Genomic DNA, 24100 nt, shown 5'->3' with positions numbered 1-24100 from the left:
GAATCAGACGCGAACGTTGGCCTCGTGGCCGATCGCCAGGCCCGAGACCGGGTCGAAGAAGTGCAGGTTGTGGGTGTCGACGACCAGCTCGACGTTCTGACCGGGGCGGACGTGGCTGCGGGAGTTGACCCGGGCGGTCCACAGCGACTTGTCGCCCACCAGCGGCAGCGTCGCCTCCTCGTCACCGTCGGCGTCGGCGGCGGCCACGGTGTCCTGGTGCTGGACGGGCGGGGCGTCGATCAGGAAGAGCACGTTGATCTCGGAGCCCAGTTCCTCGGTGACCTCGGCGCGGACCTGCAGGCGGGTCCAGCCGCCCGAGGCGCCGTTGGCGGCGACCGAGTCCTCGAAGTCGGAGGGGCGGATGCCCAGGATGATCTTCTTGCCGAAGTACTGGTCGAGGCCGCGCTTCTCGGTGAAGGTCTCGTTCGGCACCGGCAGCCTGAAGCCCGCGAAGGCGACGGCCGCGCCACCGTCGCCGCGCACCAGCTCGGCGTTGACGAAGTTCATCGACGGGGAGCCCATGAAGCCGGCGACGAACAGGTTGACCGGCTTGTCGAAGAGGTTCTGCGGGGTGTCGACCTGCTGGAGCAGGCCGTCGCGGAGCACGCAGACGCGGTCGCCGAGGGTCATGGCCTCGACCTGGTCGTGGGTGACGTAGACGGTCGTCACGCCCAGGCGCTCGTGCAGGGTGTTGAGGGAGGCCCGCATGGAGACGCGGAGCTTGGCGTCCAGGTTGGAGAGCGGCTCGTCCATGAGGAAGGCCTGCGGCTCACGCACGATGGCGCGGCCCATGGCGACACGCTGGCGCTGGCCACCGGAGAGGGCGGCGGGCTTGCGCTTGAGGTACTGGTCGAGGCCGAGCATCTTGGCGGCCTCGTTGACGCGCTTGGCGATCTCCGCCTTGGGCATCTTGCGGAGCTTCAGACCGAAGGCGAGGTTCTCCTCGACGGTCATGTGCGGGTAGAGCGCGTAGTTCTGGAAGACCATGGCGATGTCGCGGTCCTTCGGCGGCAGGTGGTTGACCACCCGGTCGCCGATGGCGATCTCGCCGCCGCTGATGTCCTCAAGCCCGGCGATCATGCGCAGGGCGGTGGACTTGCCGCAGCCGGACGGCCCGACCAGCACCATGAACTCCCCGTCCTTGATCTCAAGGTCGAGGCCGTTCACGGCTTTGACGCCGCCCGCGTAGATCTTGTCGACTTTGCTGAGAACGATGGATGCCATGGAAGTCCTTAGCGCCTCGGGCCAACCCCGTGTTCACCCGATATTGGATACGTTTTCATGCATCTCACCGGAAACGGACATCCCTGTCAAGAGGATGGCCGGTTCTGGCCTGTCAGCAAGGCGGTCGTTATCGCTTCGCGCTGGATCGAACACGGAAAGCATGATGGAATCGTTTCCATGAACAGGCATCGCACAACGATCAAGGATGTCGCCGAGGCGGCCGGGGTGGGGGTCGCCACGGTGTCCCGGGTTCTGTCCGGCGGATCGGCGAGTCCCGAGACCAGGGAACGGGTGCTGAACGTCGCGGCCCAGCTCGACTACCGGCCCAGCGCGCTCGGTCGCAACCTGCGCCAGCGACGCTCGGGCGGGATCGGGCTGCTGCTGCCCGACATCACCGACACCTTCTACGGCCGCCTGGCCGACGGCGTGCTCACCTGCGCGCGCTCGGCGGGAGAGCCGGTGATCCTGGGCGCCACCGGCGACGATCCCGAGCGTGAGGCCGAGTTGATCGGCACGCTGCTCGAACAGGGCGTGGACCGGGTGGTCGCGGTCCCCTCAGGTGACGGCGACGGCTGGGCGCCGACCCTGCGGGCCGGGCTGACCACCGTGTTCGCGCACCGGCTCTCGCCCGGGCACTCCGACATCCCCGCGGTGCTGGCCGACGACCGCGCGGGAATCAGGACCGCGGTCGACTACCTGACGGGGCTGGGTCACCGTCGCATCGCCTACCTGGGCGGTCCCGGCCAGGAACAGCGCCTGTCCTTCTTCCGGCAGGCGCTCGGCCCCCTTGTCGACGAGGAACTGGTCGTGGTCGCCCGCGGCAGCCGCGACTCCGCCTACGCCGCCGCGGCCGGACTCTTCCAGCACCGGCCCGACCTGACCGCCGTACTGGCGGGAGGGAACCTGCTGGGCGAGGCGGCGGTGCTGGCGGCCAGGGAGCTGGACCTGCGCATCCCCAGGGACCTGTCTCTGATCATGTTCGACGACGTGCCCTGGGCGGAGCTGTGCTCACCGCCACTGACGGTGATCGCCCAGCCCGCCCAGGACATCGGCTACCGCGCCGCCGAACTGGTGCTGCGCGGCGGCACCAGGCGGCCGCGCGGGGTGCTGCTGCCCACCGAGCTGATCGTCAGGGGCAGTTGCGCGGCTAGAGGGACCTCTCGATCGCCTCGATGACCGCGGGATCGTCGGGCGTGACGCGCGGCCGGAACCTGGCGAGCACCTCCCCGTCCTTCGAGACGAGGAACTTCTCGAAGTTCCACTCGACGTCGCCGGCCTTGCCCTCGCCGTCGGCGGTCTGGGTGAGCAGGTCGTAGAGCGGGTGCCGACCCTCGCCGTTGACCTCGCTCTTGGCAAGAAGCGGGAAGTCGACGCCGTAGGTGGTGGAGCAGAACTCCTGGATCTCCTCGGCGCTGCCCGGCTCCTGTCCGTAGAACTGGTTACAGGGCACCCCCACGACCGTGAAACCCCGGTCGCCGTAGGTCCGCTGGAGGTCGACGAGAGCCGCGTACTGGGGGGTCAGGCCGCATTTGGAGGCGACGTTGACGACGAGGACCGCCCGATCTCCGGCCAGCTCGGCCAGGGTGGTGGGCGCGTCGGAAAGAGTGTGGATGGCGATATCACGGATTCCCATGCTCCGCACCCTAATCCCCCTGTCACATTTGAGAGTTATGTCGTCCATAAAGTGAAATGTGACAGAGGCCACAGGTGAGACGGCGCCCCCCTCACCAAGGCTTTGATCATTCTCTTACCGATCTTTGACATGGCTCCTGACAGGCGCTGTCGACTGGCCCGGCGGCGAATCGCCGGGCATCGTGGCGGCCGTCCCCACCCCCAAGGCACAAGGGAGTCCCATGTCGACGCTACGCCGTACCGGTGTGCTGATGATCGCCTCGGCGCTCACCCTCGGCACCACCACCACGGTCGCCCAGGCGTCCTCGGCGAGAACGGGCAACCAGGCCGTCGCCAGGCCGATGGTGGCCGCGCACGGCTGGAGCAGGGCCCAGTTCGACTGCCTCAGCAGGCTCTGGACCAGGGAGAGCAACTGGAACCACCGCGCCCGCAACCGCTACTCGGGCGCGTACGGTATCCCGCAGGCGCTGCCCGCGGGCAAGATGGCCGGCGCCGGCCGCGACTGGCGCACCAACCCCAGGACACAGATCAGATGGGGACTCGGATACATCAAGCAGCGCTACGGATCGCCGTGCCGGGCGTGGGCGCACTTCGGCTCGCGGGGCTGGTACTGATCCAATGATCCCGGAGCGGTGATCTGAAACCCCATGACGGGGTGATTTTCACACCGTCTCCACGCATGGGCGATTCGCCGGTCGTAACCGGACCCTCGCCGAATCTCCCGTAGATCAAGAAGATCGGGCAAACACCTTCCCTTCGCGTGTCCCATCCCCCTGTCCGACACTCTCTCGCGTACTAGAAAGCCGCCTAGAGAGACCGCCGCGGCGTCTCATGCCGGAAACCGGCCGGCGAGACCGCGCGGACGTTCCCCGCCCGAGCCACGGGCGCCGGATCTACGGCCGCACGAGAGCACCCAGGTGCCCTCCTGCGACTTCCGCACGCGGCCCAAGGACAAGGATCCATGTGAACAGTTACCGCGTTCTGCGCAACACAGTCGTGACCGTTCTCGCCGCCTCGGCGATGGTCGGGTCCTCGACTTCGGGACAGGCCGACAGTACGGCCGAGTCGTCCAGGAAAGGGACGGCGAGAACCGTCCATCGCCTCACCTGGGTCACCCAGGTGAAGCCAAGGGTGAAGGCGGTCGCGAGGACCGCCAAGAGCAGGAACAAGACGATCGCCTATCGTCTCGTCTCCCGCCGCGCGTGGCCGCACAGCCAGTTCCGCTGCCTGGACAGTCTCTGGACCAGGGAGAGCAACTGGAACCACCGCGCCTACAACCACTCCTCGGGTGCGTACGGAATCCCGCAGGCACTGCCCGGCTCGAAGATGGGCGGCAGCGGCGGGGACTGGCGGTACAACCCGATCACGCAGATCCACTGGGGTCTGAGCTACATCAAGAGCCGCTACGGGTCACCGTGCGGCGCGTGGGGTCACTTCCGGTCGAGCAACTGGTACTGACCCGCATGGAGAGTGTCCAGGGGAAGGGAAGGCTCTCCCGGCGCCCGGGGCCGCGAGGTTCCGGGCGTCACCTCTTGAGCTGCAGGGCCATCGCCTGAATGAGCAGTTCGAGGCCGAACGCGAACTCCGCCTCGTGGTCGCACTCGTGGAGTGCCGGAGCCAGCTCGCCGACCTGCGGGAACAGCAGCGGGTCGACCTCACCGACGCGGATGTCGGATCGGTGCACCGGGGCGAACGTCGGGGTCACCCCGACCTCCCTCAGCAGCGAGCCCACGATGTAGGCGATGAACACCCGCAGGGCGCGCACCGCCTCGTCGCCCCCGAAGCCAGCGCCGCGCAGCGTGGCCAGCGCCCGCTCCACCGGGAGCAGCCCGGCGGTGGAACGGAGCTGGCGGCTGACCACCACCATCGTGCACCGCGGGTAGTGGTGCGCGATCTGCCGGAAGGCGAGCGCCTGCATGCGCACCCGATCGGTCCATTCGGCGTCCGGGTCGTCAGTGAACTCGATCTGCGACAGCACGGTCTCGGCCACCGCGTCCAGCAGCGCCTCCTTGTTCGGCACATGGTTGTAGAGCGACATCACGCCCACGCCCAGTTCGGCGGCGATCGCGCGCATGGACACCGCGTCGGCGCCCTCCCGCTCGATCAGGTCGATCGCCGTGGTGACGATGCGCGCTCGGGACAGTGGCTCGGCAGGCATATGACCATTGTCCCCTCATTGATTCCATTGACGTACGTACAGTGTACGTGGCACGCTCGTTGCGTACGTACGGTGTACGTCTCTGGAGGCCGCATGTCGACACACGATCTCTACACCATCCCCACCGAGCTTTCCACGTGGGACGTCGAGGCGGCCGGAGCCGCCCGCTTCACCTGGGAGTACGACAACGGCAGGGACCACATGCTCGCCCTCTACCAGAAGGGCAAGGACAAGCAGTGGGACTCGGTCAAACGCATCGACTGGGACCTGGAGGTCGACCCGTACAACGTGCTCGGCATCCCCGACGAGACCATCGCGATCCACGGCACCCCGCTCTGGGAGCGGATGGACGAAAAGCAGCGCAAGGAGGTGCGCCTGCACGGCGCCTCCTGGCAGTTCTCCCAGTTCCTGCACGGGGAACAGGGCGCGATGATCTGCTCGGCCAGGATCGTGGAGTCGGTCCCCGACCTCGACTCCAAGTTCTACGCCGCCACCCAGACCATGGACGAGGCCCGCCACGCCGAGACCTACGCCCGCTTCCTCCAGGAGAAGGTCGGGCTGGCCTACCCCATCAACCCGCACCTGAAGTCGCTGCTCGACAGCACGCTGAGCGACTCCCGCTGGGACATGCCCTACCTCGGCATGCAGGTGCTCATCGAGGGCCTCGCCCTGGCCGCCTTCGGCGTGATGCGCGACATCACCACCAAGCCGCTGCCCAAGCAGATCCTCGCCTACGTCATGCAGGACGAGGCCAGGCACGTGGCCTTCGGCCGGATGGCACTGCGCGACTACTACCGTCAGCTCAGCGAGTCGGAGCTGCGCGAGCGCGAGGACTTCGTCATCGAGGGCTGCTACCTGATGCGCGACCGGCTGCGCGGCCAGGAGACCTGGGAGAACCTGGGGCTGAACAAGGCCGAGGTCGCTGATGCCATGGAATCCGTTGACAAGTCCCAATATCTCCAGCTATTCCGCTCGTTGCTCTTCAGTCGCATCGTTCCCTGCGTCAAGGACATCGGGCTGTGGAGCCCTCGCCTGCAACAGGCCTACGCCGACATGGGCGTGCTGGACATGGCGGGCCAGAGCCTGGAGGCGCTGATGCGGCAGGACGAGGACATCGCCGAGAGGCTCGACACCGAGCGCTTCGCCGCCGAGGAGGCCGAGCGCCACGCGGAGGTCGCCGAGACCGTCGCCCTCGGCGGCGAACCCCGCCCCTGACCGGACCTGATCCGGCCCGGCATCGGACCCGCCCTCGGCACCGGATGGATCGTCGGAGCGTGGCACGCCGCGTGTTCCCTACTTTCCGAACCCCGCCAGCACGAAGGCGGCGGCTCCGGCCACGGTGGCGAGGGTGCCGAGCCAGGCGATGAGGGCGTCGGCCCGGTTGTCGAGGGGACGGCTCTGGTGGAGTGCCTCCTGGACCCGGCGGAAGCGGATGCCCGTGTGGGTCAGCAGCAGGCCGGCGCAGAGCAGGGCCGGAACGAAGGGGACGATCGCCGTCAGGGGTGTGCCGGCGCGCAGGGCGATGCCCGCGCCGGCCAGGGCGGTGACGGCCAGCAGGGCGCTGGTACGTATCCAGGCGAGCTGGGTCCGCTCGCTCTGCAGCCCCTCGTCCCAGGGCCCGTTCATCGGGACAGCAGGATGAGGATCAGGGCGAGCACGGCGACCGCCGCCACCCCGTACCCGAACAGTGGTGCGAGGGCGGGCGGCGGCAGCGGGGCGGAACTGCGCAGGGCGTGCTGGACGCGGCGCCAGCGGGGGTAGGCCATCGCGGCCGCCAGAGCCGACAACGACACCAGGACCACCGCGAGCAGGGTCCGCATCCACGGGACGAAGACATCGGCGGAGACCGCGGCCATGGCCACACCGCCCGCGCTCAGCGCGAGCGATGTGCTCAGCCAGGTCAGGTAGGTGCGTTCGTTGGCGAGGGTGAACCGGGGGTCCGGTTCACGGTCCGGAGGCTTCATGAGAACGACGCTATTTCAGCCCCATTCCCCATAGAGAACCCGGGTTGGCGGAGCCCCCGCAGTTGAGGGCTACCCGCAGGCGTTGGTCAGTTGCTCGACCCACCGCACCGAGTCGGTCGCCACCTTCTGCGCGGTGTCGATGGCGCTGTTGGCATCGGGGACGTTGAAGCCCTCCAGGGTGTTGGAGACGCTGTCGGCCGCCTCCTTCAGCGAGGTGTTGGCCGCCTTGTCGGCCAGGTCGCCCAGCTTGGCGCCCCCGTCCTTCAGCGCCTGTTCCATCGCGGCGGGGTCGTTGAGCAGACCGGAGACCTTCGAGACGGTCTCGGTGACGATGCCCGCGGCCTGCACGCACTGCTGTGCCTTGTCGATGCCCTGGCTCACCTCCTGGATCTCGGAGCAGCCGGTGGTGATCAGGACGGCGGCGAGCGCTGAGGCGGCGAGGGCGGGGATTCGTCGCGGAAGGGGTCGCATGCCCAGACCCTACCCAACGAGCCGGTGCGGCAGGTGCCCGTCGGCCGGCTCGTTACCCGGCCCGCGAGGCGGTGGGGGCCGGACCACGGCCCCGGCGTACGATCACCAGTGTTCGAACGAAGGGAAGACCATGCCGATCTGCCAACATCTCGCGCAGGCCCAGGACCCGGCGCCGCGCACACCGCAGGGGTGCGAGGAGTGCCTCGCGACCGGAGATCGCTGGGTTCACCTGCGCAAGTGCCTGTCCTGCGGGCACGTCGGCTGCTGCGACTCCTCTCCCAACAAGCACGCCACCGCCCACGCGACGGTGATCGGCCATCCGGTCATCGCCTCGTTCGAACCGGGCGAGGACTGGCGGTGGTGCTACGTGGACAAAATCATCGGCTGACCGGCGGCGGCCGGGTTCCTCCGCCCCGCGGGGATGTTGTCAGCCACAAGTCTCTTCCAAGCGCGAGGGCCTATCTCTTGATCTGTAAAGATGCTCAAGAGTTTGGAACCACTCCATGCGTACCGGTCTTCGTGTCCTGCTCGGTCTGACCGCCGCCGCGGCGCTCGCTCTCGGCGGCCCGGCTCCAGCCCCGGCCCTGGCCGCCACCGCCGCCCCCACGGTCTGGAAGTGGGGCCCCCTCTACTCCACCGACGGACTCGCCGTGGCCTGGGGCAAGGTCGCCGTCGGTCAGTCGGGCCTCGTCGTGTACGGCACGGTGGAGGACAGCCGCGGCTCGGGCTGCTCATGGGCCCAGGTACGTTACCTGAGCGCTCAGAGCGGACGGTGGCACACGGCGTCCTACTACAACTGCGTCACCGGCCCGGGGACGTTCCGCAAGAACGTCGGCGGAGTCCTGCAGATCAAGGTGAGGACCTGCCGGGGCACCTCCGCACGGCCGACCGGGCGGTGCTCGCGGTGGAAGACCGCCTACACCCAGGGCGGCTGACCGAGGCTAGTCGCGCTCCAGAATGGCCTCCTCGAAGTCGATCTCGTGGAGAACCCGGCGGAGCACCTCGTCGTCGATGCGCCGCTCGTCGCGGAGGCGTACGAAAACCTCGCGCTCGACCACCAGCATCTCACGGCGGAGCCGCCGGTAGACCGTGCTGGGCGTCTCCTCCCCCTGTGGTCCCGTACCGCTGCCCAGTCGCTCCCAGGCGGTGAGGGTACGGCGCTCGGCACGTGCCCTGAGCTGGTCGACGACCTCCCGATAGACCTCGTCGACGCCCTCGCCCACCAGCTCGTCCAGCCGGGCCAGCGAGGCGGAGGTGGCCGCCTGCTGGGCGGCCGCCTCGGCCAGGTTGTCGGTGTAGATCTCCCGCTCGTTGGAGACCTTCAACCTGCGGATCAGCGCCGGGAACGTCAGGCCCTGGACCAGGAGGGTGCCGATCACCACCGAGAAGGTGAGAAAGAGCAGCAGGTCGCGGCCTCGCAGGGTCTGCGGGATGGCGAAGGCCGCGGCGAGGGAGACCACTCCGCGCATGCCCGCCCAGCTCACGACGGCCACCTGCTTCCAGGTCGGCGCGTGGGGCTCGCTCTCGCGGATCTTCGCGGACAGGATCCGGGGCAGGTAGATGCCGGGCACGAGCCAGACCACCCTGGTGACCACCACGGCGGCGAAGACGACCAGTGCCATCCCGGCGAGCTTCCACGGGTCGGCCCACTCCAGCCCTCTCATGATCGGCCAGAACTGCAGACCGATCAGCGCGAAGACGATCGTCTCCAGGAAGAACCCGAGAACCCGCCAGACCGCCTCGGACAGCAGCCGGGTACCGAAGCCCGCCCTGGGCAGGCGATGGCCGATGTAGAGCCCGACGATCACCACGACGATCACACCGGAGACGTGCACGCTCTCAGCCGCCAGGTAGACGGCGAACGGGGCGAGCAGCATGACGGTGTTCTCGATGAGCGGGTCACGCAGCCGGATCAGCACCCGGGCCAGGATCCAGGCGAGCCCAAGGCCCATCAGCACCCCGCCCACCGCGGACCGGGCGAAGTCGACGGTGACCTCCAGCCAGGTGATGCCCCCTCCCAGCGCGGCCGCGACCGCCACCCGGTAGGCGGTGAGCGCGGTGGCGTCGTTGAACAGGCTCTCCCCCACCAGGATGGTGACCGTCTTGCGGGGCAACCCGAGCCTGCGGGCCACGGCGACGGCGGCGACCGCGTCAGGTGGGGCCACGATCGCGCCCAGCGCGAACGCGGCGGCCGATGGCAGCTCGGGCAGGAGCAGGTGGGTGATCCACCCGACGACCAGCGTGGTGAACAGCACCAGGCCGATCGAGAGCAGCCCGATCGGTCTGCGGAAGTCCTTGAGCCTCAGGTAGGAGCTGTCGACCGCCGCCGAGTAGAGCAGCGGGGGCAGGAAGACCAGCAGGACCAGGTCGGGGTCGAGCTCGTACTCGGGGAAGATCGGCGACAGCACCAGGCCCGCGAGCACCAGCAGCAGCGGCGTCGGCCACCCCCTGCGCCTGGCGACCGCGGCCACCGCGATGCCGAGGACCGACACGGCCAGTGTCTGCACCACGGTCGACTGGTCCACGCCACCCCGCCCGATAGGGATCGATCGGCTTCCGTGCCTCCGCGCGCCTCGTGAACCGGCCGGGACGGCGGACACCGTCACACAGCGCCGGACCTCACATTCGGCGGACAGAACGACGCTACTCCCGGATGTGGATCTCGTACCCGGGACACGACGGAACCCGCCTCCGGGGAACTCACGTCCCCTGGAGAGTCACCACTCCCGGCGTTCGTCCCGGTTGTCGCGGCGCCGTCCCTCGCGGCGCCTGTCGTCGTACTGGTGCTCGTCATGGCGGCGGTCGTACCGGTCGTCGTAGCCCTGTTCGGGGCGGAGCCTCTCGCCCGTGGAGTGCGGCGGGTCCTGGAGGTAGGGGCGCGGCAGCCTCTGGTCGGGCGCGGACTGGCCTCCCAGACCCAGCGGGTCGGACGGATCGACGTCCTGCTGCGGGTAGGCGGGTGGCGAGCCGTACAGGTCTCTGAGGTCGGCGGGATGACCGGCCTGGTGCGGCTGTGCGGTGCCGAACGCGTAGGGATCCGGCTGCGCGGGAGCCGGATAACCGTACGGGTCGGGCTGCTGGATCCCGTGGCCCCCGGCCTGCTGCTGGGCGGCGAACCCGAAGGGGTCCGTCGAGTTCCCCTGCCCGTACTGGTCGGGGTCCGGCCGGCGGGCGGAGTTGGGGAACTGGTCGGCGTGCGGCGCGAACGGGTCGACGGGCCGTTGCTGGGGCGGCACGCCGTACGGATCGGACTGCTGGGCGCCGAACCGGTCGGCGGGCTGCTGCGCGGGCGCACCGTAGGGGTCCGGCTGCTGGGCGCCGTACGGAGCGGGCTGCTGCGCGGGCGGGTAGCCGCCCGGCATCTGGTAGGCGGCCTCACCGGACACCGGGCCCGTACCGAGCGGATCGAAGGAGTGCGGCTGCCCGTAGGGCAGGGCGTCGTTCACGATCATGTTCTCGCGCGGCACGGCGTCGGAGGAGCCGTGCCCCGGCGCCATCCGATCCTGCGACCAGTCGGGCCGATCCGGCGGAGGCACCACTCCCCGCGCGACGAGCACGTCGTTCGGCCCGAGCGCGGGAACCTGGCGGGGCTCCTCCGGCACGGGGACGTGACCGGACGGGTCGGGATACTGCTGGGGCTGGGCGTAGTCCTCGGGCCGCGGTCTGGCGTACTGACCGGTGCCGGGATACTCACTGTGGACCTGCTGCTCGGCAGGGGGGCGCTGCTCGGGGTGAACGGGCTCGCCCACCTCGTCGGGGTACTGCCCACCGGCTTGGACGAAGCCCTCGTCAAGGGTGTCGACCAGCCGCCCCACGTCGTTCATGGGCATGCGGAAACTCGCGGTGCACATCTCGCCGCGCCACAGGCTCAGCACCAGCGTGCCTTCGTGCCAGGTGACCCGGAGCACCCGCTCCTGGCCACGCTCGTCAAAGAACACCTCGCCGAACGACGGCAACGGGACAACTTCCGACATGGAGGACATAATGTACTCAAACGCCCCAAACATCCAGTTCGAGCAGGGACTTTGCAGGGCAATCGCACCTCACGCGGCGCAATCGCAGTGCAATCGCGGCGGACACCGTCACGCCGACCATCACTCTCGGTCACCGCCTAACGAGCAAAGGGTACGCATTGGAACACCTAAAGGGGACTATATCCGAGCGTAAGCTCAAGAGCAGGGGAACCCGCTCCAGGGCCCAGATGTCCTCCCAGGCTTGACCCTCACAAGGGAAAGGCCATACGCCCAGGTCAGCCTCCCGGCCCCGGGGCCGGGGCGGCAACTCCTCGCCGTCGATGGATTCGACGGTTCAGGCCGCGTCGCCGGCAACGTGGCACACCGCCCGGCGGCCGATATCGATCGCCGCGAAGTAATCCGCCGGGCCGGCGAGCCCGCACGAAACACCGCGAAAGTCATCCCGGGTAGAACGATTCCGTGTGTCGATATGGCCGCTCCCCGGACAGCTGCGGAAGGTGCCGCGCGGATCCACCGGCCGCACGACCACCCCGGCCGAAATCACTTTGTACGTCACGAACATCCGCGGTCGATGAGAACCCCACGAGCGCAGGTCCGCACACTGCCTCTGCCCCCGCTCGGGCGAGGGCGCGAGTTTGAGCATTTCCGTCACCGGCACGCACCGAGTCTGTCACTCACCGCCACCGGACGGCACCGTTTTCCGCGTTTCCTCCCCGCCGTGAACGACGGGGCCTGCGCGCGGCGATCCCGATGACCGCGCGCGGGAGCACCCCGGTGATGATCCGGCGGGTCGTCTTTCCGAACCGGGAACAGGACCCGCGACACGTGGATCACCAACCGGAGGTGCCGGTCTTCCGGAGTCGGCGAGGAAGACGGGGGCGCACCGCCCCCGCCGGAGCCGCCACGCTTGTCGGGGCGAGCCGGTACGGTTGGCTGTCGTGCCGACCGACTCCATCACCGCTCCCGAAGACGTCTCCTCAAAGGTGGATATCCCCCCGGTTGAGGATCTGCTGAGCACCGCCGTCGAGGCGGTGGGCGGGGTCGAACGCCCCGGACAGATCACCATGGTGAGGGCGGTGCAGCACGCGATCGAGTCGGGCGACCACCTGGCCGTCCAGGCGGGCACCGGCACCGGCAAGTCACTGGCCTACCTGATCCCCTCGATCAGGCACGCGATGACCTCCAAGGGAGCCGTGGTCGTCTCCACCGCCACCATCGCGCTCCAGCGCCAGCTCGTCGACCGCGACCTGCCCCGCCTCGCCAAGGCCCTCGCCCCGCAGCTGCCGCACGAGCCCACGTTCGCGATCCTCAAGGGCCGCCGCAACTACCTGTGCCGCTACAAGGCGAGCGCGGGGTGGCCCGACGAGGAGCAGGACCAGCTCTTCGACCCCCGGGAGGTCAACGCGACGGGCCGGATGGTCCAGCGCATCCAGGAGTGGGCGAACGAGACCGAGACCGGTGACCGCGACGAGCTGGTCCCCGGCGTCAACGAGCAGGCCTGGCACCAGTTCTCGGTCAGCGCCAGGGAGTGTCTGGGAGCCACGCGCTGCCCGAGTGGCATGGAGTGCTTCGCCGAACTGGCCCGCGCCCGCGCCGGCGAGTCCGACGTGGTCGTGACCAACCACGCGCTGCTCGCCATCGACGCGATGGAGGACTTCCCGCTCCTGCCCGAGCACGAGGTGGTCGTGGTCGACGAGGCCCACGAGCTGGTCGACCGCGTCACCTCGGTGGTCAGCGGCGAGCTGTCGGAGACCATGGTCGCGGTGACCGTGCGGCGGGTCGGCAAGCTCATCGAGCAGCACCTGGCCGACCGGCTCATGGAGGCCGGAGAGGACCTCAAGGCCCTCCTCGCCGCAGCCCCCGCCGGGCGCCTCGACGAGCTTCCCGATGTGCTCGGGCTGACGCTCGCCCTGATCCGCGACTCGGCGTGGGCGTGCATCACCGCCCTTGGCCCGCGCACCGGCGACAAGGACGACCCGGAGGGCGCGGGACTGCGCAAGGCGGCCTTCACCTCCCTGGACGAGGTGCACGACACCGCGCAGCGCATGCTCGACGCCTTCGGCCACGCCGAGGAGGTCGACCGGGCCGAGGTGGTCTGGCTGGAGGCGGGCACCGACCGGCGGCCTCCCCTGCTGCGGGTGGCACCGCTGACCGTGGCGGGCATGCTCCGCGACAGGCTCTTCGGTGACCGTACGGTCATCCTGACCTCGGCCACGCTCGCCCTGGGCGGCGCCTTCGACGGTCTGGCCCGCCAGTGGGGCCTTGGCGCCGAGGGCGGCAGGAAGGAGGCGGAGGAGACGGGCGAGGAGCGCGCCGACCCCAGGTCCGGGAAGAAGGCCGGCAAGAGCCGGGCCGGTTGGAACGGCATCGACGTCGGCTCTCCCTTCGACCACCCCCGCAGCGGCATCCTCTACGTCGCCAAGCACCTGCCCCAGCCGGGGCGTGACGGCCTGCCCGAGGCCTACATCGACGAGATCACCGAGCTGATCGAGGCCGCCGGGGGCCGCACCCTCGGCCTGTTCTCCTCGATGCGGGCCGCCAAGGCGGCCACCGAGGCCCTGCGCGACCGGCTGAGCGTGCCGCTGCTCTGCCAGGGCGACGACTCCACGATGCTGCTGGTCAAGCAGTTCGCCGAGGACGAGCCGACCTGCCTGTTCGGCACGCTCTCCCTCTGGCAGGGCGTCGACGTCCCCGGCCCCTCGCTGCGCCTGGTCATCATCGACCGCATCCCCTTCCCCCGCCCGGACGACCCGCTCAGCTCCGCCCGCCAGCGCCATGTGGCCGCCAAGGGCGGCAACGGGTTCATGTCGGTCGCCGCCACCCACGCCGCGCTGCTCCTCGCACAGGGCGCGGGCCGCCTGCTCCGCAGCCAGCACGACAAGGGCGTGGTCGCGGTGCTGGACCCCCGGCTGGCGACGGCCCGCTACGCCGGGTTCCTGCGCGACTCCCTGCCGCCCTTCTGGCCCACGAACGACCCGGCGAAGGTCCGCAGCGCCCTCAAGCGCCTCAGCGCCTCCTGAAACCGCCTCGGCCCCCGGCGACCCCGGCACCGGGATCGTCAGGGGCCGCCTCCCGCTGGAGGTTACGGGTCGCCCGGGTTCAGGTGGTGCTCTTGGCGACGGCGTGCCACGCGCCTGGCGCACGACCGGCGTCTCCCGCCCGGGGCGACCCCACACCCCGGGTCGCCGCGCCCGCCGGCGCCGTGAGGCTTACCGGGCGATCTTCCGATAGGCGGCTTCGAGAAGCTCCTCCGAGGGATCGGACAGCGGGGACACCTTCGCCAGGTCGTCCAGGAGGACGAAGCGCAGCATGGCGCCGCGGCTCTTCTTGTCGAGGCGCATGTGGTCGCGGAGCTCGGGCCAGGCCTCACGGCGGTAGGCGGTGGGCAGCCCGACCGAGGTCAGAATGGACCTGGTCCGCTCCACGAGGTCGGTGCCGATCCTGCCGTCCAGATGGGACAGCTCGGCCGCGTAGACCATGCCGATCGCGACGGCCTCGCCGTGGCGCATCCGGTACCGCTCGACGCGCTCGATGGCGTGTGCCAGGGTGTGACCGTAGTTGAGGATCTCCCGCAGGCCGCCCTCGCGCAGGTCGGCGCCGACGACGTCGGCCTTGATCTGGATCTTGCGCTCGATCAGCTCGCGGGTGTGCCGCCCCTCGGGGAGCCTGGCCCCCTCGGGGTCGTCCTCGATGAGAGAGAGGATCTTCGGGTCCGCGATGAAACCACCCTTGATGATCTCCGCGAGGCCGCCCACGTAGTCGTCGCGGGGCACCGAGACCAGGGTGGCCAGGTCACACAGGACCCCCGCCGGCGGATGGAAGGACCCGACCAGGTTCTTGCCCTCGGGGGTGTTGATACCGGTCTTGCCGCCCACGGCCGCGTCGACCATGCCGAGCAGTGTCGTCGGCACCTGCACCACCTTGACACCGCGCAGCCAGGTGGCGGCGGCGAACCCCGCCAGGTCGGTGGTCGCCCCTCCGCCGACGCCGACCACGGCGTCGGACCGGGTGACGCCCGCGCGGCCGAAGGCCGACCAGAGCTCCGCGACCACCTCGATGGTCTTGGCGCGCTCGGCGTCGGGCACCGGCAGCGGGACCACCTCGTACCCGGCCGCCTCGATCGCGCCGCAGACCGGGCGGGCGATCTCCGGCAGGCTCTCGGGGTGGATCACCGCGACGGTGCGGACCTTCGGCCCGAGCAGGCCGGGCAGCTCACCGAGCACTCCGGTGCCGACCACCACGTCGTACGGGCTCTCGCCGGCGACCTTGATCCTGGAGATCGTCACGGTTCCAGGCCTCTCACGATCTCGTCGACGATCTGGCCGGGCTCGCGCTCGTCGGTCACCACGACGATCCTGGCCAGCTTCTCGTAGATGGGGCGGCGGGCGTCCATCAGCTTCTTCAGCCGGCTGCGCGGGTTCAGCACGAGCAACGGCCGCGCCGAGGCCAGGCCCACCCGCTGGACGGCGTTGGCGAGACCGACCTCCAGGTAGACCACCGGATGCTCGGCCAGCAGCTCGCAGGTGGCCTCGGCGAGGATCGCGCCGCCACCGAGGGAGAGCACGCCGTCGTGCTCGGCCAGCGCCCGCCGTACGGCGTCGGCCTCCAGCTCGCGGAAGATCTCCTCGCCGTCCTCGATGAAGATGTCGCTCACCGGCTTGCCCGCCGTGCGCTCGACGTCGGTGTCGGTGTCGCGGAAGGCGACCCCGAGCCGGTCGGCCAGGAGCTGTCCGATGGTCGACTTGCCCGACCCCGGAGGGCCGATCAACACTGCACGGGGACTCATCTGCCCTCCTTGGACCGCGGCTCGCCGGCCTGGCGCCCGCTCACTTGATCACCAACGAGGAGAGGTAGCCGGACAGGTTACGAGTGACCTCCTCGACGGAGTCTCCGCCGAACTTCTCGATCGCGGCGTCGGCCAGGATCAGCGCCACCATGGCCTCCGCGACGATCGCGGCGGCCGGGACCGCGCACACGTCCGAGCGCTCGTGGTGGGCCTTGGCCGCCTCGCCGGTCAGCACGTCGACGGTGGCCAGCGCCCTGGGGACCGTGGAGATCGGCTTCATCGCCGCGCTGACGCGCAGCGGCTCGCCGTTGGTCATGCCGCCCTCGACGCCACCGGCCCGGTTGGTGATCCGGCGGATGCCACCGGAGGTGTTCTCGATCTCGTCGTGGGCCAGGGAGCCGGGGCGGCGGGCGGTCTCGAAGCCGTCGCCGACGGCGACACCCTTGATCGCCTGGATGCCCATCAGGCCGGCCGCGAGGCGGGCGTCGAGGCGGCGGTCCCAGTGGGTGTAGCTGCCCAGGCCCGGCGGCAGACCGTAGGCGACCACCTCGACGACGCCACCGAGGGTGTCGCCGTCCTTGTGCGCCTTGTCGATCTCGGCGACCATCGCCGCGCTGCCCTCCGGGTCGGCGCAGCGCACCGGGTCGGCGTCGATCGCCGCCAGGTCGTCGGGGCCGGGGATGACACCGGGGGTGGTCGCCGCCCCGCCGATCGAGACGACGTGGCTGACGATGTCGACGCCGAGGGCCTGCTTGAGGAAGCTCCGCGCCACCTGGCCGAGCGCGACACGGGCCGCGGTCTCGCGGGCGCTGGCCCGGTCGAGTACCGGGCGGGCGTCGTCGAAGCCGTACTTCTGCATGCCCGCGAGGTCGGCGTGGCCCGGACGGGGGCGGGAGCGCGGCGCGTTGCGCGCCTGCCCCTCCAGCACGGCCGGGTCAACGGGGTCGGCCGCCATGACCGTCTCCCACTTGGGCCACTCGGTGTTGCCCACCCGGATGGCGACGGGACTGCCGAGCGTGCGGCCGTGACGGACCCCGCCCACGATGGTGACGACGTCCTGCTCGAACTTCATCCGTGCCCCGCGGCCGTAACCGAGGCGGCGACGGCGCAGCGCCTCGTCCAGCTGGGCGGTGGTCACCTCCACCCCTGCGGGCAGGCCTTCCAGGATCGCGACGAGTTCGGGGCCGTGAGACTCTCCGGCGGTCAGCCAACGCAACATGCTGACAAGTCTTCCATGTGTCGCTCACTGGAATGGCCCCGGTTCACCCAGTGAGACATCCGCCGGCGGTCAGAGCGCGGTGAGGACCGCGGCGAGGGCGCCGACGGCCATGAAGGGGCCGAAGGGGATCTCGCTCTTGCGGCCCGCGCGGCGCAGGACCATCAGGGCGGCCCCGTAGACGCCCCCGGCCACCAGACCGAGGAAGGCCCCGGTGACCAGGGTGTCCCAGCCCAGCCAGCCGAGGGCGGTGCCCAGGCTCGCCGCGAACTTGACGTCGCCCAGCCCCATTCCCGCCGGATTGATCAGGAGCAGCACCAGGTAGAAGCCCGCCAGGGCGAGGCCGCCCAGACCCGCGCCGAGCAGATCGCCGAGGCGGCCGTCGACAAGGGCCGACGCGGCGAGCGGTACGGCGGTTCCCAGGTAGGCGGCCAGGGTGAGCCGGTCGGGCAGCCGGTGGACGGCGACGTCGACGAAGGACAGGGCGACGGCGACCACCGCCAGTCCCCCGAAGGCGAGCAGCTCCCCCGCCCTGCCGGCCGCGGTGCTCGCCGTCCCCGCGGGCGTGCCGGGCCACAGCGCCCGCAGTACGAGAGCGGCCAGCACCACCGCGGTGGTCACCTCCACGGCCCCCGCCACCGGCCGGGGCCGCCCGGGCCGGTCCCCGTCGGGCGCCGAGTGGCGGGCCACCACCCGCCGCGTCCACAGCCCGATCACCGCACCCGACGCGGCCGCCGCCAGGACCGGGAGGAGCGGGGCCGCCACGAGACTCACGAGACCACCGCCCCGCGGACCCGGGGACGGCTGGGGGGCCGGTGGGCCCGGTCGGCATACTCGCTCACGGAGCGACCATAATCCGCGAACCCCTGCCCCGCCGGGGATCTGAGGGTTCGAAGTGACCTCGAAGGTCATTGACGGGGCTCGCGATGATCACGGAGGCTGTATCCGACCCCCAGGTCCGGAGGGACGGTGCGCATGGACACGGATCGCTTCAGCAAGCTGCCCGCGGTCATCGCGTCATTCGTTCTCCTTCCGGTGCTGCTCGAACTCCTCGCCTGGTACATCGAGGGCGAGGAGTACGACGTGGCCCGCGCGGCCACCGTGGTCCTGGTGATCGTGATGCTCGCCCTCATCTCCACCGTGCTCGGCCGGATCAGGGCACGGCTGCCGGTGCTGATGGTGATCGCGCTGACGAGCACCGCGGCTGTCGAGGTGGTGCTGGGGTTCGTGGCGGCGTTCGGTCCCGTGCTCTGGCGGGGCGGGCTGCCCGGCGAGTTGCACGGCCTGATCACCACGGGGGTGAGCGCGTTCGCCTTCGTCACCGGCGTCTACCTGCTCATCCAGTATCGCCGGGGCCTCTACCTGCCGTACCTGGAGGCCGGGATGGGCCCGCTGCCCACCGCCACCAAGCGCAGGGTGATCGGCGAGTCGGAGATCCTGATCCGTACCCTGCCGGACATCGGCCCCTCGGTGGAGAAGGCGCTGACCAGCTGCGTCGCCATGGTCGACCAGGAGGACCTGCACTTCGTGGCCTACTTCGGCGACCTGCGGTGCTGTTTCTACACCGACGTGCTCGACGACGCGGACCTGGCCCACTTCTTCCACGACACCGACCCGGAGGAGCGCCGGAGGATCTATCTCAAGGCGGGCAACCAGCTCAACTGGCTCACCCAGCGGCTCAACCAGCAGCTGCGCCGGCTGGAGGGCGGCGTCCTGATCCGCACGGTCCTCGACGTGGAGCGCGGGGCCATGTTCTTCTACTGGATCGACGAGACCCGTTACCTGATCGGGGTGACGCTGGACCAGCGCAGGGTCGACGTCGCCGACGACAAGATGGCCAAACTCGTGGACACGATCCGCGGGCACTTCACCCTTCCGCCGATCAACCAGCGACAACGCCCCGCGAGACCTCAGGGGCACCTGCGATCCATCCCAGGGAGTGAACGGTGGCCCGAATCGGGCTCTTGATCGTCGTCGTCGGTCTCGGCTGGCTGGCCGCCGACCTGGGCGGTCTGCGTGATCTGGAACACTCAAGCGCGTACGTGCTGTTCAGCAGCCTGTTGCTGGCGATCGGCCTGTACGGCAGCACGCACGGGATCGACCGCGCCGAGGCCAGGGAGCACTCCCGGCTGATCGTGCTCGCGGTCACCGTCGGGGTGCTGCTCAAGACGGCGTTCATCGCCGGTGTCGTCTACCTCGTCTCGGGCGACCCCCGGGCACTGATCATGGCGGTGGTGGTCGCCCAGATCGACCCGCTCTCGGTCGCCGGGGTGATGCGGAACAGCCGGCTCTCAAGCCAGGCGAAGACGATCCTCGGGGCGTGGTCCTCCTTCGACGACCCGGTGACGATCATCCTGGCCGTCTACGCGGCGGCGCTGGTCAGCGGCTCGGGAGGGGGCGGCCTGTCGGCCTCGTACTTCGCCGACCTGGGGTTGAACGTGCTGTTCGCGGCCGGGGTCTACCTGCTCTGGCGGCTGGTCAGGAACGCTCCGCCGGTGCTGACCTACCTGACGGCGGTCGGGGCCGTCGTGTCGGCCGCGTGGAGCTCCCTCATGCTCGGCCTGGCGACCGCCGGGCTCTACCTGCGCATGCCCGACGCGCGCTGGCTGGGGCGGGCGGTGAGCGCGGCGTTCGCGCTGTCCGCGTTCCTGATGGGCCTGCTGCTCGTCGGCGGGACGAACATGGGCATGGGGGTGCTGCTCGGGCTGGCCGCGTACGCCGCGCAGATGGTCGCCGCGCTGGTGCTCACCCACGGCCTGCCGCTGATCGACCGGGTACACCTGGGGCTTGCCCAGCAGAACGGCGTGACCGCCGTGATCCTCGCCCTGGTCTTCGAACGCGACTTCGGCGGGTTCGTCGCCGTGATCGCCCCGGCGATTCTGACGATCAACCTCGTCCACGCGGTGGCCAACCGAACCGCCGACGTCTGGGAGGCTCGGCGATCTCTTCCATCCGTGCCACTGTGACCTCGGGGCCCAGCTCGTCAAGGGTGCCCGATGTGACCGCGGCGAGTGCCCGCAGCAGAGCACCCTCGATCACGAAGGGCACCGGGCCCGCGACGTCGATCACCACCGCAGCGGTGTTCTCGTGCACCGCCGCCTGGCAGACCTGAAGGATCGTGGCCTGGATGGGCCTGGCGTCCCGGCGCCACCGCCGCAGCGGCTCCATCCCGGTGAAGGAGAGCACCGCCTCGCGCCCGTCCGCGCCGACGAGCTTCGGCAGAGCCATCTCGCTCTCCTTCTCCTGCCGCAACCCGTGCTCGCCGATCTCCGACTCCTTCAGCAGGGCGACCACGGGCACCAGCAGCCGTGTCCCGCTCAGCGCGGCGACGACCGCACCGGCCTCCGCCTCCCCCGCGGCGAAGGCGGCGAGCGCGGATGTCACGGCGGCGTCGGCGGCGCCGTCGTCGCCGGGGACCAGGGGCTGCGGAATACTCGGCACGAACCGGGAGCCTACCCGCGGTGGCGCTCGGGGAGGATTTCCGCCCCCGCCCGAGCGCGTCCCCGTCAGCCGAGGTCGGCGATGGCGGCCACCGGGCCGCCGCCGCTCGGGCCCTGGTGGACCGCGGCGACCGAGACGAACACGGCCGGGTCGCCGGTGACGCTGGCCGCGACGCCGCCCACGGTGGCCTTGATCTGGCGGTGCCAGTGCACGTCGGAGTCGTCGAGCATGATGTTGCGGCGGCCCCGCACGCTGCCCGACGGGTCGGCCTCGCACTTCATGAAGACGTTGACCAGCCGGTCGCCCAGGTCGGAGGGATGGGGGCGGTCGGGCAGCTCGATGCCGCTGGAGCGGATGGCCTCCCAGATGCCGTCGGCGTCCAGCGCGTCCCGCATGACCGAGTGGCCGATCCGGTAGCGGCCGCCGATGCCACGTACGTTGCCGACGACCACGATCTGGGCCCGGTCCAGCTCGACGCCGGAGGAGCAGGACGCGACGGAGGAGTAGAGCGACAGGTCGCGGTGGATCTGGTCGGCGGCAGGCATCTCGATCTCGCCGAGCGCGACGGCGATACCGAGCGCGGTGGTGGAGTTGGAGATGTCCATCGACGGGCCGGTGTCCTCGATCACCACGTCCTTGCCGCGCGACTTGGCGTCGTTGATCGTGGACAGGGTGAGCAACGGGGTCTTGGTCTGGACATAGTGGACGTCGGCGGGGTCGTCGATCCCGGCCAGCTTCATGGCCTCACGCACTCCGGCGGCGACCTTCTCCACCATCGCGGGCCGGCCGATGTCCTCGGGCAGGATCACATCGCTCATCGCGATGCCGACGCTCACCCGCGGCTCGTCGCTCGGCTCGGCGTTCGCCGTGGTGGCGAAGATCGTGGCATGCGGGCTGAGCACGCCGTCGGTGCCACCCGACCACACCAGCGGCACACTCTGGGGGGAAGGATGCCCCTTGGCCTCCAGCACCTCGCGAAAGGCCCTGTCGGCCAGGATCCGGGTGTAGTCGTTCACCCCGCCGTTGCCCTCGGTCTTGCCGATCACCGCGAGCACCCGGTGCGCCTCGATCACCCCGTCGTCGATGAGCCGGGCCAGCCCGGAGGCGTCGGTCACGCTCTCGATGGGCACCTTGCGCACTTCAATGGGTTCCGGCATCCCTGCCACCTTTCAATCGCGTCGTGTTCACTTTCGCACCACGGTGCCGCTCTCGCCGGTGAGCGCCGCCCCGATGTTCTCCAGGGAGGTGATCACCGACCGGTCGCCGCCCTGCTCGACGAAGCGCAGCGCGGCCTCGACCTTCGGCCCCATGCTGCCGCCGGCGAAGTGCCCGGCGGCGTGCAGTACGCGCAACTCGGCCGCGGTGACCGCGCCCAGGGGTCTGGCCTGGGCCGTGCCGAACCCGACGACGGCCCCCGGGACGTCCGTCGCGATGACCAGGACCGTGGCCCGCACGTCCCGGGCGAGCACCGCCGCCGCCAGATCCTTGTCGATCACGGCCTCGACCCCGCCCAGCCGCCCTCCGGCGTCGCGGGCCACGGGCACGCCGCCACCACCCGCGGCCACGACGGTGAAGCCGGCGGCCACCAGCGCGGCGATCGCGGGGGCGTCGAGGATCTCCAGCGGCTCGGGAGAGGCCACCACGCGGCGCCAGCCCCGGTCGAAGCGGCGCCAGGTCTGCCCGAGCTCCTCGAATCGACGGGCCTCCGCCTCGCTGAAGTAGCGGCCGATCGGCTTGACCGGGTCCTGGAAGGCCGGGTCGGCGGGGTCGACGAGCGTGCGGGTGACCACGACGGCCGCGCGGCCGTCGAGCGCGTTGAGGACGAGGGTGCCTATGGTGGCCTGCGTCTGCGCCCCGCACCAGTCGAGCGGCACCGGAGGCACGACGTGCGCGGCGAGCTGGTTCTTCAGGATCAGGTTGCCGACCTGGGGGCCGTTGCCATGGGTGAGGGTCACCCGGTGGCCGTCCGCGACGAGCGCGGCGACATGGCGGACGGCCTGCTCGACCGCACGGCGCTGGTCACCGGGTGAGGCCCCGCCGTCGGGCCCCGTCATCGCGTTGCCACCGAGCGCGATCAGTACTCGTTCACCCACAGGCTGACGCTAACGGCCCCCGCGCCTCGCCTCATGGGCACTCACTGCCCAAGGAAGGCCAACTCTTCGACACAATCCGCCAGCCGGGTGGCCTTCCGGGGCGCAGACACCCCCGGCTGTGGCATCGGCAGGGGAATCGCTTGTCGCGGAGTGCCAACTTTGGGGCGGCAACAGGTGCGGGCGGGGCATAGCTCCGGAGCGGGGTCGCGAGAAAGGCTCTTGTCCGGCGTTCTTTCTGAGGAGAGATCGAGTGGGGCAGCTCCGTCTCGGCCACATCATCGTGATCGTCCTGTGTGTCGTGACGGGGTTCGCGGTGCTCACCGTCGCGGCCGGCACGCTCACCGGCGGGCGGTCCTCGTCCCCGCCGCCCAAGGTGGACATGGTCGCCGAGGCCAGGCGGCTGGCCTCGGCGGGACTGTCGAAGGCCAACGACTTCGACTGCCGGCCCGGCGAGGACGCGCCGTACCCGGTGGTGCTCGTGCACGGCGCGAGAAGCACCGGCGCGGCGACCTGGCCCGTCGCGGCCCCCTACCTGAGCAAACAGGGCTACTGCGTCTTCGCCCTCGACTACGGCTGGAGCAACTCGATCAGGCGCTCGGCCCGGACGCTGGGCGACTTCGTGGACGGGGTGCTCCAGGCCACCGGGGCCCAGAAGGTGGCGATCGTCGGGCACAGCCTCGGGGGGATCGTCCCGCGGGCGTACCTGCGCTCGGAGGGCGGGTCGGGCAAGGTGTCCGAGCTGGTCACCCTGGGGGCGCCGCACCACGAGCTGACCGGGGAGCTGCGCAGGAGCTGCGGCGGGGAGACTGTCTGCGACGAGCTCCGCTCGGACTCGGCCCTGATGAAGGAGCTCAACACCCCCTCCATGGTCGAGCCCGGCGTCGACTACACCGCGCTCGGGCTGAAGGCCGAGCAGGAGGCCGCCTCGACCTTCGTCGAGGGGCCGCCCGAGCAGGTGACCAACCGGATGCTCCAGGACGACTGCCCGCTCAAGGGGATCATCGAGGGTGCCATCGGGCACAACCTGGAGGCGCTCGATCCGGTGATGCTCTCCTATGTCAACAAGGCGCTGGAGACTCCCGGGCCGATGCCCCGCGGCTACCGGCCGGACTGCTTCGCGCTCATCCTCTGATCGGCTCGC

26 protein-coding genes are annotated in these 24100 nt (G+C 70.3%); 10 read left to right on the top strand and 16 right to left on the bottom strand.

All coding sequences use genetic code 11. From position 1 onward, the window contains the following. Positions 1-3 precede the first annotated feature (3 nt). Positions 4-1224 carry an ABC transporter ATP-binding protein gene (locus ACFQVD_RS02435; RefSeq protein WP_343983176.1) on the bottom strand — a complete coding sequence of 407 codons (1221 nt, stop codon included), beginning with the start codon at positions 1222-1224 and terminating at the stop codon, positions 4-6. A 177-nt stretch (positions 1225-1401) separates the two neighbouring features. On the opposite strand from ACFQVD_RS02435, the gene ACFQVD_RS02430 reads away from it, so the two are divergent. Then, on the top strand, positions 1402-2400 hold the full coding sequence (locus ACFQVD_RS02430; RefSeq protein WP_343983179.1) for a LacI family DNA-binding transcriptional regulator: 999 nt from the start codon (positions 1402-1404) through the stop codon (positions 2398-2400). On the opposite strand, the gene ACFQVD_RS02425 is transcribed toward ACFQVD_RS02430, so the two are convergent. Further along, on the bottom strand, positions 2372-2857 hold the full coding sequence (locus tag ACFQVD_RS02425; RefSeq protein ID WP_343983182.1) for a glutathione peroxidase: 486 nt from the start codon (positions 2855-2857) through the stop codon (positions 2372-2374). The genes ACFQVD_RS02430 and ACFQVD_RS02425 overlap by 29 nt on opposite strands. Before the next feature lie 220 nt (positions 2858-3077). On the opposite strand from ACFQVD_RS02425, the gene ACFQVD_RS02420 reads away from it, so the two are divergent. Next, positions 3078-3470 (top strand): aggregation-promoting factor C-terminal-like domain-containing protein, encoded by a 393-nt coding sequence (locus tag ACFQVD_RS02420; RefSeq protein ID WP_343983184.1) that lies wholly within the window; start codon positions 3078-3080, stop codon positions 3468-3470. A 349-nt stretch (positions 3471-3819) separates the two neighbouring features. After that, a complete protein-coding gene (locus ACFQVD_RS02415) occupies positions 3820-4314 on the top strand; it encodes an aggregation-promoting factor C-terminal-like domain-containing protein (RefSeq protein ID WP_030923427.1) in 495 nt (164 codons plus the stop codon). A gap of 67 nt (positions 4315-4381) precedes the next feature. Here the strand turns inward: ACFQVD_RS02415 and ACFQVD_RS02410 are convergent, their stop codons facing one another. Continuing rightward, on the bottom strand, positions 4382-5014 hold the full coding sequence (locus ACFQVD_RS02410; RefSeq protein WP_343983189.1) for a TetR/AcrR family transcriptional regulator C-terminal domain-containing protein: 633 nt from the start codon (positions 5012-5014) through the stop codon (positions 4382-4384). Between the two features lie 93 nt (positions 5015-5107). On the opposite strand from ACFQVD_RS02410, the gene ACFQVD_RS02405 reads away from it, so the two are divergent. Continuing rightward, a complete protein-coding gene (locus tag ACFQVD_RS02405; protein WP_343983192.1) occupies positions 5108-6229 on the top strand; it encodes a ferritin-like domain-containing protein in 1122 nt (373 codons plus the stop codon). Positions 6230-6307: 78 nt separating this feature from the next. Here the strand turns inward: ACFQVD_RS02405 and ACFQVD_RS02400 are convergent, their stop codons facing one another. The 3 genes from ACFQVD_RS02400 to ACFQVD_RS02390 form a co-directional block, all read right to left on the bottom strand. Beyond that, complete coding sequence (locus ACFQVD_RS02400) at positions 6308-6640, bottom strand: DUF202 domain-containing protein (RefSeq protein WP_343983195.1); 333 nt, start codon at positions 6638-6640, stop codon at positions 6308-6310. Then, positions 6637-6978 (bottom strand): YidH family protein, encoded by a 342-nt coding sequence (locus tag ACFQVD_RS02395; protein WP_343983198.1) that lies wholly within the window; start codon positions 6976-6978, stop codon positions 6637-6639. The genes ACFQVD_RS02400 and ACFQVD_RS02395 overlap by 4 nt, the downstream gene beginning before the upstream one ends. A 69-nt stretch (positions 6979-7047) precedes the next feature. Continuing rightward, the gene (locus ACFQVD_RS02390) at positions 7048-7449 is read right to left on the bottom strand and encodes a hypothetical protein (protein ID WP_343983201.1); all 402 of its coding nucleotides are present in this window, start codon (positions 7447-7449) and stop codon (positions 7048-7050) included. Between the two features lie 130 nt (positions 7450-7579). Here ACFQVD_RS02390 and ACFQVD_RS02385 point away from each other — a divergent pair, with 130 nt between their 5' ends. Beyond that, complete coding sequence (locus tag ACFQVD_RS02385; RefSeq protein WP_343983203.1) at positions 7580-7837, top strand: ubiquitin carboxyl-terminal hydrolase 14; 258 nt, start codon at positions 7580-7582, stop codon at positions 7835-7837. A gap of 115 nt (positions 7838-7952) precedes the next feature. Continuing rightward, a complete protein-coding gene (locus ACFQVD_RS02380) occupies positions 7953-8384 on the top strand; it encodes a hypothetical protein (RefSeq protein ID WP_343983206.1) in 432 nt (143 codons plus the stop codon). Between the two features lie 6 nt (positions 8385-8390). Here ACFQVD_RS02380 and ACFQVD_RS02375 read toward each other — a convergent pair whose 3' ends face one another. The 3 genes from ACFQVD_RS02375 to ACFQVD_RS02365 all read right to left on the bottom strand — a co-directional run bounded on the left by ACFQVD_RS02375 (position 8391) and on the right by ACFQVD_RS02365 (position 11985). Further along, positions 8391-9974, bottom strand: a complete 1584-nt coding sequence (locus ACFQVD_RS02375) for a Na+/H+ antiporter (protein ID WP_343983209.1) — start codon at positions 9972-9974, stop codon at positions 8391-8393. 192 nt (positions 9975-10166) lie between these two features. Beyond that, the gene (locus ACFQVD_RS02370; RefSeq protein WP_343983212.1) at positions 10167-11423 is read right to left on the bottom strand and encodes a hypothetical protein; all 1257 of its coding nucleotides are present in this window, start codon (positions 11421-11423) and stop codon (positions 10167-10169) included. 334 nt (positions 11424-11757) lie between these two features. Then, complete coding sequence (locus tag ACFQVD_RS02365) at positions 11758-11985, bottom strand: zinc ribbon domain-containing protein (RefSeq protein WP_343983215.1); 228 nt, start codon at positions 11983-11985, stop codon at positions 11758-11760. Positions 11986-12361: 376 nt separating this feature from the next. On the opposite strand from ACFQVD_RS02365, the gene ACFQVD_RS02360 reads away from it, so the two are divergent. Then, the gene (locus tag ACFQVD_RS02360; RefSeq protein WP_343983218.1) at positions 12362-14443 is read left to right on the top strand and encodes an ATP-dependent DNA helicase; all 2082 of its coding nucleotides are present in this window, start codon (positions 12362-12364) and stop codon (positions 14441-14443) included. Positions 14444-14632: 189 nt separating this feature from the next. Here the strand turns inward: ACFQVD_RS02360 and aroB are convergent, their stop codons facing one another. From aroB to ACFQVD_RS02340, 4 genes are all read right to left on the bottom strand, one after another. Beyond that, entirely contained in the window at positions 14633-15709 is a 1077-nt protein-coding gene (gene aroB / locus ACFQVD_RS02355; protein WP_343983221.1) for a 3-dehydroquinate synthase, read from the bottom strand. Further along, positions 15706-16209 carry a shikimate kinase gene (locus ACFQVD_RS02350; RefSeq protein ID WP_343983224.1) on the bottom strand — a complete coding sequence of 168 codons (504 nt, stop codon included), beginning with the start codon at positions 16207-16209 and terminating at the stop codon, positions 15706-15708. The genes aroB and ACFQVD_RS02350 overlap by 4 nt, the downstream gene beginning before the upstream one ends. Positions 16210-16249: 40 nt before the next feature. Continuing rightward, complete coding sequence (aroC, locus tag ACFQVD_RS02345; RefSeq protein ID WP_343983227.1) at positions 16250-17428, bottom strand: chorismate synthase; 1179 nt, start codon at positions 17426-17428, stop codon at positions 16250-16252. A gap of 69 nt (positions 17429-17497) precedes the next feature. Further along, positions 17498-18199 (bottom strand): prepilin peptidase, encoded by a 702-nt coding sequence (locus ACFQVD_RS02340; protein WP_343983230.1) that lies wholly within the window; start codon positions 18197-18199, stop codon positions 17498-17500. 201 nt (positions 18200-18400) lie between these two features. On the opposite strand from ACFQVD_RS02340, the gene ACFQVD_RS02335 reads away from it, so the two are divergent. Both ACFQVD_RS02335 and ACFQVD_RS02330 read left to right on the top strand, forming a co-directional pair. After that, the gene (locus tag ACFQVD_RS02335; protein ID WP_343983233.1) at positions 18401-19393 is read left to right on the top strand and encodes a hypothetical protein; all 993 of its coding nucleotides are present in this window, start codon (positions 18401-18403) and stop codon (positions 19391-19393) included. Further along, a complete protein-coding gene (locus tag ACFQVD_RS02330) occupies positions 19372-20391 on the top strand; it encodes a hypothetical protein (protein WP_343983237.1) in 1020 nt (339 codons plus the stop codon). The genes ACFQVD_RS02335 and ACFQVD_RS02330 overlap by 22 nt, the downstream gene beginning before the upstream one ends. On the opposite strand, the gene ACFQVD_RS02325 is transcribed toward ACFQVD_RS02330, so the two are convergent. The 3 genes from ACFQVD_RS02325 to ACFQVD_RS02315 form a co-directional block, all read right to left on the bottom strand. Then, the gene (locus ACFQVD_RS02325; RefSeq protein WP_386270483.1) at positions 20312-20866 is read right to left on the bottom strand and encodes an SseB family protein; all 555 of its coding nucleotides are present in this window, start codon (positions 20864-20866) and stop codon (positions 20312-20314) included. The two genes, ACFQVD_RS02330 and ACFQVD_RS02325, sit on opposite strands and share 80 nt — an antisense overlap. Positions 20867-20931: 65 nt before the next feature. Next, a complete protein-coding gene (locus tag ACFQVD_RS02320; protein WP_364148345.1) occupies positions 20932-22023 on the bottom strand; it encodes a barbiturase in 1092 nt (363 codons plus the stop codon). Positions 22024-22050: 27 nt separating this feature from the next. Next, on the bottom strand, positions 22051-22959 hold the full coding sequence (locus ACFQVD_RS02315) for a carbamate kinase (protein ID WP_343983247.1): 909 nt from the start codon (positions 22957-22959) through the stop codon (positions 22051-22053). A gap of 250 nt (positions 22960-23209) precedes the next feature. Between ACFQVD_RS02315 and ACFQVD_RS02310 the strand changes: the two genes are divergently transcribed. Further along, positions 23210-24091, top strand: a complete 882-nt coding sequence (locus ACFQVD_RS02310; RefSeq protein WP_343983250.1) for an esterase/lipase family protein — start codon at positions 23210-23212, stop codon at positions 24089-24091. Positions 24092-24100 lie beyond the last annotated feature (9 nt).

It is taken from the genome of Streptosporangium amethystogenes subsp. fukuiense, from assembly GCF_042665875.1.
In the GTDB taxonomy this organism is placed as follows: domain Bacteria; phylum Actinomycetota; class Actinomycetes; order Streptosporangiales; family Streptosporangiaceae; genus Streptosporangium; species Streptosporangium fukuiense.
The sequence above is the reverse complement of the archived record's forward strand: the minus strand, read 5'-3'. Positions and strand labels throughout refer to the sequence as shown.